Source organism: Novosphingobium sp. KA1 (genome assembly GCF_017309955.1).
Taxonomy (GTDB): domain Bacteria; phylum Pseudomonadota; class Alphaproteobacteria; order Sphingomonadales; family Sphingomonadaceae; genus Novosphingobium.
In genome coordinates this window covers 1,390,191-1,402,926 of sequence record NZ_CP021247.1, presented here as the reverse complement: position 1 = coordinate 1,402,926, position 12,736 = coordinate 1,390,191, and the positions used below count along the sequence as shown (strand labels likewise).

The following is a 12,736-nucleotide window of genomic DNA, read 5'->3' as shown; positions in this document are numbered from 1 at the left end:
GTCCCGCCCCGGCGTTTCCCCGTCGCCACCTGGTCGTGCAAGAACGGTAGGATTCTCGGGCATCTCGCTGTATGGGGCAGGCCATGACCGCCCTTTCCGATCTTGCCGGACTGGTGGCCGGCCTCGACCCCGCCGACCTGTTCCAGCTCCCCGCGCCCGTTAACCTTCGGCGTATCGTCGTCGCCATGTCCGGCGGCGTCGACAGTTCCGTCGTCGCCGCGCTGGCCGCCGCCACCGGCGCCGAGACCATCGGCGTCACCCTCCAGCTCTACGACTATGGCGCCGCCACCGGCCGCAAGGGCGCCTGCTGCGCCGGCGACGACATCCGCGATGCCCGCGCCGTCGCCGACAGCCTCGGCATCGCCCATTACGTCTTCGACCACGAGAGCCAGTTCCGCGAGGACGTGGTCGAGCGGTTTGCCGACGACTACATGGCCGGCCGCACGCCGATCCCCTGCATCCGCTGCAACATGGGGCCCAAGTTCACCGACCTGCTGACGATGGCGCGCGACCTCGGCGCCGACTGCCTTGCCACCGGCCACTACGTGCGCCGCGTGATGGGTCCGGCCGGGGCGGAACTGCACCGCGCCGCCGATCCGGCGCGCGACCAGAGCTATTTCCTCTACGGCACCACCGAGGCCCAGCTCGATTTCCTGCGCTTCCCGCTGGGCGGCCTGCCCAAGACCGAGACGCGCCGGCTGGCCGAAGCCGCCGGCCTGCGCAACGCCGCCAAGCCCGACAGCCAGGACATCTGCTTCGTGCCGGACGGCGATTATGCCAAGGTCGTCACCAAGGTCCGCCCCGAAGGCAATGCCCCGGGCCCGATCGTCCATGCCCTGACCGGCGAGGAACTGGGCACTCACCGCGGCATCATCCACTACACCGTCGGCCAGCGCCGCGGCATCGAGATCGGCGGTCAGCCGGAGCCGCTCTACGTCACCCGGATCGAGGCCGAAGGCCGCCGCGTCGTGGTCGGCCCGCGCCGCCTGCTGGGCGTTGCCGCCGCCCGCATCACCGAGACCAACCGCATCGGCCCGCTGCCCGAAGCGCCGCTGACCGCCAAGGTCCGCTCGCTGGCCAAGCCGGTAGCGATCACGCTCGACGGGCCGCTGGGCGAAGGCGCGGACACGACGATCCGCTTCCACGATACCGAATACGGCGTTGCCCCCGGACAGGCGGCGGTGATCTATGCGGGCGACCGCGTGGTCGGCGGCGGCTGGATCGAGGGCACCACCCCGGTGGAGAGCCCCGAGCACGTGGCCGCCTGAGGGAAACCGGCGATGCGCGGGACTTCCCGCGCATCGCCGTCCGGCATTACTGCACGCCCAGGAACGGTACCGGGCCCGATCCGCTGTAGGTCGGCAGCTTGCCGTCCCACTTCTCCACCGCGCGCATCCGCACGATCTCCGGATTGGTGCGGATCGCCTCGGCCTCGACCTGGATCGCTTTTGCATCGCCTTCGGCCTTGGCGATCCGCGCTTCGGCATCGGCCCTGGCCGTGGCGACATTGGCCTGCGCGGCGAGCGCGGCCTGTTCGTTGGCGATCTTGGCGTTGATCTGCTCGAGCACCCGGTCGGGCACGCCGATGTTGCCCGCCCAGTAAACCTGCTCGACCTCGAGCCCCACCGGCGAGAAGAACGCCTGGACCCGGCGCTGCGCGGTCTGGATCAGCTCCGCCTTGTGGTCGCCGTAGATCTGCTCGACGCCCAGCTGCGCCGCGCGCTCGACGATGGCATTGCGAATCGCGTTGCGCATCGGCCCGGCAATGATCTGGTCCATGTCGGTGCGGTAGCGCTGGAACAGGATCGGCGCCTTGCTCGGATCGATATGATAGCTCACCGCCACGTCGGCCTTGAGCGAGAGCCCGTTCTTGTCCTGGAAATTGAAGCTCTCGTCGGTCGGGCTCTGCTCGGTGGCATTGCCCGTCCAGGTATAAGTCCGCGTGAACACCGGATACTCGTAGATATGCGTGCCGGGAGGCGCGAGGTACCAGCCCACGCCCAGCGCATCGGGCGAAACCCCGCCCGCTATGTTGTTGACGCGGATGCCGACGTTGCCCGGTTGCACCCGCGCCACGCTGGACGACACCACCAGCCCCGCCGCGATCACGCCGACCACCAGGCCGCCGCGCCCGACCAGGCTGCGCAAGGCGCGCCCCAGCCCCCTCAGGCGGCGCGTGCTGTCCTGTTCGCTGTCGAGATAACCCATCCATCTTCTCCTTGCGGGAAGAACCGCTCCCCTGTCGTTGCCGATCGACGGCAAGCAGGCAGGGCGGGCGCTGCGGCGATTGAGCCGGTGCCAGCCGGGCAGGACGCGGGAACCGCCTTGCGGCGGGGCGCCTTTTCCGGCGGCGATCGTTTGTCGGGTGGGTTCGGGGTCGACGGATGCGCGGGAACTGCCCGAAGGCAGCGCGCGCAGGCGAGGACGACGAAAGCAACAGCCAAAAATCGCTGCGTACAATGGATGCGGGAGCATCCTGCACTGGACCTAAAGCTCAAGCCGTAACGCCGCTACACCTGCTCCTTCATGGAAATTGCCGTTTCGACAGGCGTGAATCTATCGCAACCGCAGCGGCCCGCAAGGGAAACCGGATGGCAATGATTGCATTCGGTGCAACCCGATTGCAATCCTTGCACGCGTCAGCGCGTCCAGGGCTCCAGCTGGCAGCCGCGATCGGGGGCAAACGTCGCGGTCTGGCTGGCCAGAAGCGGCACGCTGGCCTTCACCGCATGGCCTTGCGCATCCTCGGAAAGCGAGACCAGACCAGCCACGCGGCCCAGTCTGGCCGCCGCCAGATCGCCCTTGCACGAACCGATGTCCCGCTCGGACACGAATCGGCACACGCAGCCGGTGCGCGCGGCGAACGCGGTGGCGACGATCGCCTGCCCGCGCAGCCCCGGCCAGGCCATGGCCAGCAACGCAGCCAGCACCAGCGCCGCCAGCAGCAGGGCATAGCGCAGCCACCGCGCCGACGGCCTGTCCCCCGCCCTGTATGTTCCGGCTGTTGCCATCCGTTCGCGCCTCGCACATCACACCCGCGTCATGCCGGTGCGCCGCCCTCCCCATATCCTCGCCTTCCTCATGGTGCCAGTCCTGCTGGCACCGCTCTCGGGCTGCGGAAAGTCCGAGCCGGACGGCCCTCCCCCGCCAAGCGCGGAATCGCAGGCCGCCATTCACGACGATGGCGGCGCCCCGCGCGAATCGCTCGGCCGCGCGATCGACGGCCTGTTCGATGAGACCGAAGTCGGCCGCACCGATGCCCTGCTGATTTTCAAACGCGGCTCCATCGCGGCCGAGCGCTATGGCGCCGGAATCAAGCGCGATACCCGCCTGCAAGGCTGGGGCATGGGCCAGTGCGTGACCGCGCTGATGATCGGCCAGCTGGTCAGCGACGGCCGGTTGCGGCTCGACGAATCGGCGCCGATCCCCGAATGGCAGCGCCCCGGCGACCCGCGCGGCGAGGTTACCTTGCGCCAGCTCCTGCAGATGCGCTCCGGCCTGCGCCACGAGGAAAGCGGTCCGCCCGCGTCCGAGCCTGCCTCCGAAATCGCCCGCCAGTCCGACCGCATGCGCATGCTGTTCCTCGACGGGCGCGACGACATGGCCGCCTATGCCGAGGCGCAGCCGCTCGAAGCCCGGGCCGGTACGGTGTTCGAGAACAGCGCGGCGACGCCGGTGATTCTCTCCGATCTTGCCGCCCGCGTGCTCTCACCCGATCCCACGCCCGACCGCCGCCGCGTCGCGGTGGGCGAATACCTGCGCAACCGGGTGCTGCTGCCGCTCGGCATGAATTCGACGCTGGTGGGGTACGATCTCAAGGGCACGATGATCGGCTCGGCCATGGTCCATGCCTCGGCGCGCGACTGGGGCAAGCTGGGCGAGTTCCTGCGCCACACCGGATCGGTGCAGGGCGCACAGGTGCTGCCGCGCCGCTGGGTGCAGTTCATGCTTTCCCCCTCCCCGCGCAATACCGCCTATGGCGCCGGGGTCTGGCTCAACCGCGCCAAGGCCAGCGAGGCCAAGGGCGAGGCCGGCGCAACGCTGTTCCCCGGCATGGCGCCGGCCAATGCCTTCGCCTGCGTGGGCGAATATGGCCAATACGTGATCGGCTCGCCCGACCAGTTGCTGACGGTAGTGCGCCTTGGCGAAAGCGACCGCGCGCAGGAAACCGAACTGCACGACCGGCTGGGCAAGCTGCTGGCGATGTTCCCCGGCGGGGTCTGAGATTCTCTATCGCGCCAATGCCCCCGGGGCATTTTGCGGCGGCACCAGCCCGCGCCCCCAGCCGGTCTTGCGGACAACCGATCCTAATCCATCGTCACGCGAATCGGCGGCAGTACGTCCTTGCCCGCCGGACCGATCTCGTCGACCAGCCCTTCCGGATCGGGGTGGATCAGGATCTCGAGATCCGGGAACACCGCGTGAAGCCGGTCCTCGATCGCGTCCATGACCTTGTGCGCCTCGCGCACGGTCATCTCGGCATCGACCCAGACGTGGAACTGCACGAAGTCCCTGTTGCCCGATGTCCGCGTGCGCAAGTCGTGAACGCCGGTGATGTCGGGGTTCTGCGCCAGCACTTCGAGGAAACGCTGCTTCTTCTCGGCCGGCCATTCATGGTCCATCAGCTGGTCGAGCACGGCCTGCGACGCGCCCCATGCCCCCCAGGCCAGCCACGCGGCGATGCCCAGCCCGAACAGCGCGTCCGCCCCCGCCAGCCCCGCGTAGTTCTCCAGCACCAGGGCGACGATCACCGCGATGTTGAGCAGAAGGTCGGACTGGTAATGCACGCTGTCGGTATGAATGGCGATGCTGCGGGTGCGGCGGATCACGTGGCGCTGCCAGGCGACCAGCGCCAAGGTCACCACGATCGCCACCGCCGAGACGGCGATGCCGCCCTCGGCCCCTTTCACCTCATGCCCGGAAACCCACTGTTCGACCGCGCGGCTGGCGATGCCCAGCGCCGAGATCGAGATCAGCACGATCTGGAACAGCGCCGCGATCGCCTCCGCCTTGCCGTGGCCGAAGCGGTGCTTGTCGTCCGCCGGCTGCGCCGCGATCCACACGCCGAGCAAGGTCGCCAGACTGGCGACAAGATCAAGCGTGGTGTCGGCCAGGCTGCCGAGCATCGCGGTCGATCCCGTGCTCCAGGCCGCCCAGGCCTTGAGCGCGAGCAGCACGGCGGCCGCGCCGATGCTGGCAAAGGCGGCGCTGCGGGTGAGGAAGGCGTGGTCGCTCATGCCGGGCCGGTCAGGGATAGAGCAGCGAGCTGGTCCAGCCCGCCGGAGCCGCCTCGTCGCGCACGAAGCGGCGGCGTTCGTGGAGCCGGAAATCGCGGTCGTGCCAGAACTCGATGGCCGAGGGGACCACGCGGTAGCCGGTCCAGTGGCGCGGGCGTTCCACCGCGCCGCCTTCGAAACGGCCGCGGACCTCTTCGTAGCGGGCCAGGAAGGTCTCGCGGCTGTCGAGCGGGGCCGACTGGTCCGAGGCGACCGCGCCGAGCTGCGAATCGCGGGCGCGCGAGTGGAAATAGGCATCCGCCTCGGCATCGCTCACCGGCGAGAGCACCCCCTCGATGCGGATCTGGCGGCGCAGGCTCTTCCAGTGGAACAGCAGCGCGACATGGGGGTTCTGCGCGATCTCGCGGCCCTTGCGGCTATGGCCATTGGTGTAGAACACGAAGCCGTCCGGGCCGTGCCCCTTGAGCAGCACCATGCGCACCGAGGGCAGTCCGTCCGCCGTCGCCGTTGCCAGCGCCATCGCGTTCGAATCGTTGGGTTCGCTCGCCCGTGCCTCGTCGTACCAGGTCTGGAACAGCGCAAAGGGATCGCCGTGGGGAATGACCTCGTGCGCCTGCTGGGAGTCCATCTGCAATTCCTGAATTGGTGCGGGCCGCTCCACACGGGAACGGCAGGCACGGTCTACACGTTTCGGCCGGAGAAATCCCGCGAGCCGCAACACTCCTGCCCGCCCTCGCCCTGACCTGCCTTGATCCTCGGCAAATCCCGTGCGGGGGGAAGCACATGCGCCTCGCCATAGCTGCGGTGAAAGAACTAGGAAAGCATCGCTTGCCGAGCGGCGCGCACGATCCTAGCTAGGGCCCATGGCAGCAGACCCTTATTCCACCCTTGGCGTATCGCGCACGGCCAGCGAGAAGGACATCAAGTCGGCTTATCGCAAGCTGGCCAAGGAACTCCATCCCGATACCAACAAGGACAACCCGAAGGCGGCCGAGCGCTTCTCCGAAGTGACCGCCGCCTACGACCTGCTTTCCGACAAGGACAAGCGGGCCAAGTTCGATCGCGGCGAGATCGATGCCGATGGCAACCCGATGGGCTTTGGCGGATTCGGCGGCGGCGGCGGTCAGGGCGGTTTTGGCGGCGCGGGCTTCGGCGGCGGCGGGCAGCGCGGCTTTTCGGGCGGCTTTGGCGGCAATGACGGGATCGACCTCGAAGACCTGTTCGGCGGCATCTTCGGCGGCGCGGGACAGCGCGGCGGCGGCGGCGGGTTCGGCGGTATGGGCGGCGGCGGTGCGGGCCGCGGCCGCGCCGCGCCGCGCGGCGCCAACGTGACCTACCGGCTCTCGGTTCCCCTGCTCGACGCGGCGGAACTCAAGCCGCAGCGCATCACCCTGTCGGACGGCAAGACCATCGACCTCAAGCTGCCGCTCGGCCTCGAGGACGGCACCCAGATGCGGCTTGCCGGCAAGGGCGAGCACGGCCCCGGCGGCGCCGGCGATGCCATCATCACCCTGCAGATCCAGCCGCACAGCCATTTCCATCAGGACGGCGACGACTTGCGGCTCGACCTGCCGGTCACGCTCGACGAGGCGCTTCACGGCGCCAAGGTGAAGACCCCGACGCCTTCGGGCGCGGTAATGCTCTCGGTCCCGGCGGGCGCCAGCTCGGGCAAGGTCATGCGCCTCAAGGGGCGCGGCATGACCCGCAAGGACGGCTCTCGCGGGGACCTGCTGATCAGCCTCCAGATCACCCTGCCCGAAGGCGATGCAGACCTGCTGAAGCGCCTCGAGGGCTGGAAGGATGCGCGCGACGTGCGCGCCAAGCTGGGGGTCTGAGGGGCCCGTCTGGAATCCGGCGAAAGCCGGATCTGCCACGAAAATGCCCTTCAGGCATTTTCCAGGGATGCGCGGTTTGCAAACCGCGCATCCGCACCCTTCCAACGGGCCCGCAATTGCTCTAGTGCGCACCGGTTATGACCGAACAGCGTGACTATCGCAGCACCGTCTTCCTGCCGAAGACCGATTTCCCCATGAAGGCCGGGCTCCCCCAGAAGGAGCCGGGTATTCTTGCGCGCTGGCAGGAACAGGACATTTACGCGCAGACCCGCGAAGCCCGCGCCGGCCGCGAGAAGTTCGTGCTGCATGACGGCCCGCCCTATGCCAACGGCGACATGCACATCGGCCACGCGCTGAACCACATCCTCAAGGACATGGTCGTGCGCACCCAGACCCTGCTGGGCAAGAACGCACCCTACGTCCCAGGCTGGGACTGCCACGGCCTGCCCATCGAGTGGAAGGTCGAGGAAGAGTACCGCAAGAAGAAGAAGAACAAGGACGAGGTTCCGGCGGAAGAATTCCGCGCCGAATGCCGCGCCTATGCCCAGAACTGGGTCAACGTGCAGCGCGAGCAGCTGAAGCGCCTCGGCGTCAACGGTGACTGGGACAAGCCCTACCTCACCATGGACTTCCAGGCCGAAGCCACCATCGTCACCGAACTCTTGAAGTTCGCCGAAAACGACATGCTCTACCGCGGCGCCAAGCCGGTGATGTGGAGCCCGGTCGAGAAGACGGCGCTGGCAGAGGCTGAGGTCGAGTACGAGGACATCGTCTCGACCCAGATCGACGTGGCTTTCGAGATCACCGAATCGCCGAATGTACCGGAACTGGTCGGCGCCTATGCGGTGATCTGGACGACCACCCCGTGGACGATCCCGACCAACCAGGCGCTCGCTTATGGGCCTGAGGTTGAGTACGTTCTGGTTGAAGGTGCGTGGGGCAAGGAACTCACAGATGCCTCGTTCGAAAACGGCGCCAATCTCCTTAACAAGAAGCTCATTGTTGCCCGTCAGCTCCTGCCGGAAATCGGCAAACGCTTCGGCGTAACCAGCTGGGATGAGTTTGGCGCTTGGAAGGGTTCCGAACTCGCTGGCACCCTCGCCCGCCACCCGATGCACGCGCTGGGCGGCTTCTTCGCCGAGCCGCGTCCGCTGCTCGCGGGCGATTTCGTCACCACCGAGAGCGGCACCGGCCTCGTCCACATGGCGCCCGACCATGGCGAGGACGACTTCCTGCTCTGCAAGGCCAACGGCATCGGCCCCAAGTTCGTGGTCGAGGCCGACGGCAAGTACCGCGAGGACTGGGGCTGGCTGGGCGGTCAAGGCTCGGTCATCAATCCCAAGTTCAATGCCCCCGACGGCCCGATCTGTGCGGACCTCAAGGAAGCAGGCGCACTGCTGGCGGCTTCGGCCGACTACAAGCACTCCTACCCGCACTCGTGGCGTTCGAAGGCCAAGGTGATCTTCCGCTGCACCCCGCAGTGGTTCGTGCCGATGGACAAGGTTCTCGGCCACCTGCCCTCGACCACCCGCGCCGAGCGCCGCTGGGAAGGCGAGGGCGGCGCCATCGATCCGCAGGACGAAACCGCCGAAGCCTCGCCGACGCTGCGCCAGGCCGCGCTGGACGCCATCGCCGAGACGCGCTTCGTCCCCGAAAAGGGCCGCAACCGCATCGGCGCCATGGTCGAAGGCCGCCCGGACTGGGTGCTCTCGCGCCAGCGCGCCTGGGGCGTGCCGATCACCCTGTTCGTGAACCGCAAGAGCGGCGAATACCTCGTCGATGCCGAAGTGAACGCGCGCATCATCGCCGCCATCCGCGAGATCGGCGTCGATGCCTGGTCGGACGCGCGCGCGCAGGAATACCTCGGCGACACCTATAGCGCCGATGACTACGAACGCGTGGTCGACATTCTCGACGTCTGGTTCGATTCCGGCTCGACCCACGCCTTCGTGCTCGAATCCGGCCGCTGGCCCGAACTGGTGCCCGCCGAGGATCACGTCGGCCCGACTGCCGACCTCTACCTCGAAGGCAGCGACCAGCATCGCGGCTGGTTCCAGTCCTCGCTGCTCGAAAGCTGCGCCACGCGCGGCCATGCGCCCTACAAGGCGGTGCTGACCCACGGCTTCACGATGGACGCCAAGGGCTTCAAGATGTCGAAGTCGCTCGGCAACACCATCAGCCCGATCAAGGTGATGGAAACCAACGGCGCCGACATCATCCGCCTCTGGGCGCTCTCGGTCGACTATACCGAGGATCACCGCATCGGCGACGAGATCCTGAAGGGCGTGGCCGACCAGTACCGCAAGCTGCGCAACACCATGCGTTACCTGCTGGGCGCGCTCGACGGATTCTCGGACGACGAGAAGCTGCCGGTGGAAGAGATGCCCGAGCTGGAGCGCTACGTGCTCTCGCTGCTGGCGGGCGTCGATGCCACGCTGCGCCAGGCGGTCGCCGACTTCGACTTCAATACCTACGTGCGCACCCTGCTGGACTTCTGCAACGAAGACCTCTCGGCCTTCTTCTTCGACATCCGCAAGGACTGCCTCTACTGCGACGCGCCGTCGGACCCGAAGCGCCGCGCCTATCGTACCGTGCTGGACACGCTGTTCCACGCGCTGGTGCGTTATGCCGCGCCGGTCACCGTCTTCACCGCCGAGGAAGTCTGGCAGAGCCGCTTCCCGGGCAGCGACAGCGTGCACCTGCTCGAATGGCCGGTGGTTCCGGCCGTGGAAGCGGACGCCGCCCGCTGGGCAGACCTGCGCGCCCTGCGCGTGAAGGTGACGGAAGCCATCGAACCGCTGCGCCGCGAGAAGATCGTCGGCTCCAGCCTTGCCGCGACCGTGACTGTTCCCGCGAATGCTCCGGAAGGCGACCTCGCCGAACTGTTCATCACCGCGAAAGTCGAGCGCGGGCAGGGCGATGAGGTGACTGTCTCGCCCTCCACCGACCACAAGTGCGGCCGCTGCTGGCGCCACCTTCCCGAGGTTTCGGAAGACGGCGCCCTGTGCGGGCGCTGCGACGACGTGGTCGGCGCGCTGGAGACACCCGCATGAACCTGTGGCGCAACCGCCTGATCGGGCTGCTGGTCGCGGCTGCGGTCTTTGTGGTCGACCAGGCGGTGAAGCTGTGGATGATCGGCAACCTCAAGACCCTGCCCACGGTGGAACGGGTGATCGAGATCCTGCCGATCTTCAACTTCCGCTGGACTGAGAACTACGGCGTCTCGCTCGGCCTGTTCACCGCCGGCTCGCCCGAGGGCCGCTGGGCGCTTGTCGCCATGACCGGCCTGATCGCCATCTTTGTGCTGGTCTGGCTGCTGCGCGAACGCAAGATGGCGGAAATCGCCGCACTTTCGCTGGTTCTGGGCGGCGCGCTGGGCAATATCCGCGACCGTTTCAGCTACGGTTATGTCGTCGACTATGCCGACCTGCACTTCGGCGAGTTCCGTCCTTTCCTCGTTTTCAACATCGCGGATGCCGCCATCACCATCGGCGTCCTGATTATCCTTGCCCGTTCACTGCTTTCGCGCGACAAGCCGGACACGAACGGCGGTCACGACACGGCTGATGCCGCCCCGGAGATTTGAGTTGATGCCCATGAAGAAGACCGGAGCCCTGATCCTCGTCGCCGCCGGTGCGGCGCTCGTGTCCGGCTGCGGAACCACCAGCATGTTCAATCACGCCGGTCCCGACGAATTCGCAGTCCAGCGCCAGACGCCGCTGGTCGTGCCGCCCGATTTCGCGCTGACCCCGCCCAAGGAAGGCCAGCCGCGCCCGAGCGACGACACCATCCAGCAGCAGACGCTCGATGCCCTGTTCGGCGGTCCGCAGGCCCGCAGCGATGTCGAGAAGACGACGCTGAACCTTGCCGGCCCCGCCGATCCCGCGATCCGCTCGACCGTGGGCGATCCGGGCACCTACACCGTCGCCAAGGGCCAGGTGACCCGCGCGATCCTCGCCGCCCCCGAAGGCGACGGCCAGAGCGCGCAGACCGCCATCGGCGGCTGAGGTTCTCGAACCCCGATACGAAAAGAGCCGGAAAGCGAACCCCGCTTTCCGGCTCTTTTCGTATCGGGGTGCGCGGCTTCCAACCCTGCGGATCCCCCGCTCGGATCAGCCTTCGCCGGCCACTCCGTCCTCTCCCGCCTCGTCGTCGATCCGCTCCACCAGCAGCTTGTCGATCTTGAGGCCGTCCATGTCGACCACCTCGAAGCGCCAGCCCTGCTCGGTGAAGTGCTCGCCCTCCTTGGGCACTTTCTTGAGCACCGCCAGCACGAAACCCGCCGCCGTCGCAAATTCGCGGTCGTCGGGCAGGGTGACGCCGAGCCGGTCGGCCAGCCCGTCGGCCGGCATCAGGCCCGAGACCAGCAGCGAACCATCCTCGCGCGCGACCAGCAGCGGGCCATCGCCTTCGTCCTGGTGGCTCACGAAGCTGCCCGCCAGGGCCTCCAGCATGTCGGAAGTGGTGACGATGCCTTCGAGGTGGCCGTACTCGTCGTGGACCACCGCCATCGGAACTTCGGACTGCTGCAGCTTGCGCAGCGCATCCATCGCATCGAGCTGGTCCGGGATCACCTCGACCTTCTTCATCAAGGCCGCGATCTCGACCGGGCGCCCTGCCACCAGCGCGGCAAGCACTTCGCGCAGCTTGAGGATGCCGAGAACCGTATCGGGCGCGCTTTCCCGCGCGACCGGCAGCAGCGAGTGCGGCGAGGATTCGATCTTGGCGCGCAGAGTCTCGATGTCGGCATCGATGTCGATCCAGTCGACCTGGTTGCGCGGGGTCATCACCTCGCGCACCGGGCGGTCGGCCAGACGCATCACGCCGGTCATGATCGCGCGGTCTTCCTCCTCGATCACCCCGGAACGGGTGGCCTCGGCAAAGATCATCTGGAGTTCTTCCGCGGTGATCTGCTCGTCACCGCCGCGGCGCACGCCGATCAGGCGCAGGATCAGGCCCGAGGAGCGATCCAGCAACCAGACGAACGGCGCCATCGCCTTGGACAGCCAGATCATCGGCTGCGCCATGACCAGCGCCACCGCTTCCGCCGAACGCAGCGCCAGTTGCTTGGGCACCAGTTCGCCGACAACGAGGCTGGCGTACGTCGTCACGATGATGACCAGCGTGAAGGCGCTCTCGTGCGAGAAGCGCGCGGGCACGCCCCAGGCTTCGAGCCGCTCGGACACCGGCTGCTCCATGCTGGCACCCGAATAGGCGCCGGCGATGATGCCGATCAGGGTAATGCCGATCTGCACGGTGCTGAGGAACTTGCCGGGGTCCGCCGCCAGGTCGAGCGCGGTCTTCGCGGCCCGGCTACCCTTGTCGGCGGATATCTTCAGACGCGCCGCGCGCGCCGAGACAATGGCCAGTTCGGACATGGAGAACAGGCCATTGATCAGGATCAGGCCGGCGATGATGAGGAGGTCAGTCCAGGGAAAGGGCGTCACAATGAAACCGCGCTAGCAGAAATAGCGGCCGGTGCGAAGAGCATGTTGCAAATGCAGCATTCCGTCACACACCGGAAACACCAACGGGCAATGCAGCCAAGATGCTGATTACAACGGCTTGCACGGGAACTCGCGGGCATCCCACTCGTTCCTGCGGGATTATCCATATGCTATTCATGTGCACGACTGCACATAGTCGCCGGAAGAACTCGCTGAG

At 67.4% G+C, this 12,736-nt stretch carries 11 protein-coding genes; 6 read left to right on the top strand and 5 right to left on the bottom strand.

All coding sequences use genetic code 11. From position 1 onward, the window contains the following. Positions 1-83 precede the first annotated feature (83 nt). Complete coding sequence (gene mnmA, locus CA833_RS07070) at positions 84-1,268, top strand: tRNA 2-thiouridine(34) synthase MnmA (protein WP_207079636.1); 1,185 nt, start codon at positions 84-86, stop codon at positions 1,266-1,268. 46 nt (positions 1,269-1,314) lie between these two features. On the opposite strand, the gene CA833_RS07065 is transcribed toward mnmA, so the two are convergent. Together CA833_RS07065 and CA833_RS07060 are read right to left on the bottom strand one after the other, a co-directional pair. Continuing rightward, positions 1,315-2,208, bottom strand: a complete 894-nt coding sequence (locus tag CA833_RS07065; RefSeq protein WP_207079635.1) for an SPFH domain-containing protein — start codon at positions 2,206-2,208, stop codon at positions 1,315-1,317. A gap of 431 nt (positions 2,209-2,639) precedes the next feature. Further along, the gene (locus CA833_RS07060; protein WP_142636459.1) at positions 2,640-3,011 is read right to left on the bottom strand and encodes a hypothetical protein; all 372 of its coding nucleotides are present in this window, start codon (positions 3,009-3,011) and stop codon (positions 2,640-2,642) included. 31 nt (positions 3,012-3,042) lie between these two features. Between CA833_RS07060 and CA833_RS07055 the strand changes: the two genes are divergently transcribed. Next, entirely contained in the window at positions 3,043-4,224 is a 1,182-nt protein-coding gene (locus CA833_RS07055) for a serine hydrolase (protein WP_207079634.1), read from the top strand. 83 nt (positions 4,225-4,307) lie between these two features. Here CA833_RS07055 and CA833_RS07050 read toward each other — a convergent pair whose 3' ends face one another. Both CA833_RS07050 and pdxH read right to left on the bottom strand, forming a co-directional pair. Beyond that, positions 4,308-5,237: a cation diffusion facilitator family transporter gene (locus CA833_RS07050; RefSeq protein WP_142636463.1), complete on the bottom strand. Its 930-nt coding sequence runs from the start codon at positions 5,235-5,237 to the stop codon at positions 4,308-4,310. A gap of 10 nt (positions 5,238-5,247) precedes the next feature. Continuing rightward, a complete protein-coding gene (pdxH, locus tag CA833_RS07045) occupies positions 5,248-5,865 on the bottom strand; it encodes a pyridoxamine 5'-phosphate oxidase (protein WP_142636465.1) in 618 nt (205 codons plus the stop codon). Positions 5,866-6,100: 235 nt separating this feature from the next. On the opposite strand from pdxH, the gene CA833_RS07040 reads away from it, so the two are divergent. The 4 genes from CA833_RS07040 to CA833_RS07025 all read left to right on the top strand — a co-directional run bounded on the left by CA833_RS07040 (position 6,101) and on the right by CA833_RS07025 (position 11,079). Continuing rightward, positions 6,101-7,072, top strand: a complete 972-nt coding sequence (locus CA833_RS07040; RefSeq protein WP_142636467.1) for a DnaJ C-terminal domain-containing protein — start codon at positions 6,101-6,103, stop codon at positions 7,070-7,072. A gap of 137 nt (positions 7,073-7,209) precedes the next feature. Then, complete coding sequence (gene ileS / locus CA833_RS07035; protein WP_207079633.1) at positions 7,210-10,125, top strand: isoleucine--tRNA ligase; 2,916 nt, start codon at positions 7,210-7,212, stop codon at positions 10,123-10,125. Continuing rightward, entirely contained in the window at positions 10,122-10,658 is a 537-nt protein-coding gene (lspA, locus tag CA833_RS07030; RefSeq protein ID WP_142636471.1) for a signal peptidase II, read from the top strand. The genes ileS and lspA overlap by 4 nt, the downstream gene beginning before the upstream one ends. A gap of 4 nt (positions 10,659-10,662) precedes the next feature. Next, positions 10,663-11,079 (top strand): DUF3035 domain-containing protein, encoded by a 417-nt coding sequence (locus CA833_RS07025; RefSeq protein WP_142636473.1) that lies wholly within the window; start codon positions 10,663-10,665, stop codon positions 11,077-11,079. Positions 11,080-11,184: 105 nt separating this feature from the next. Here the strand turns inward: CA833_RS07025 and CA833_RS07020 are convergent, their stop codons facing one another. Next, positions 11,185-12,519 carry a hemolysin family protein gene (locus CA833_RS07020; protein ID WP_142636474.1) on the bottom strand — a complete coding sequence of 445 codons (1,335 nt, stop codon included), beginning with the start codon at positions 12,517-12,519 and terminating at the stop codon, positions 11,185-11,187. Positions 12,520-12,736: the final 217 nt, after the last annotated feature.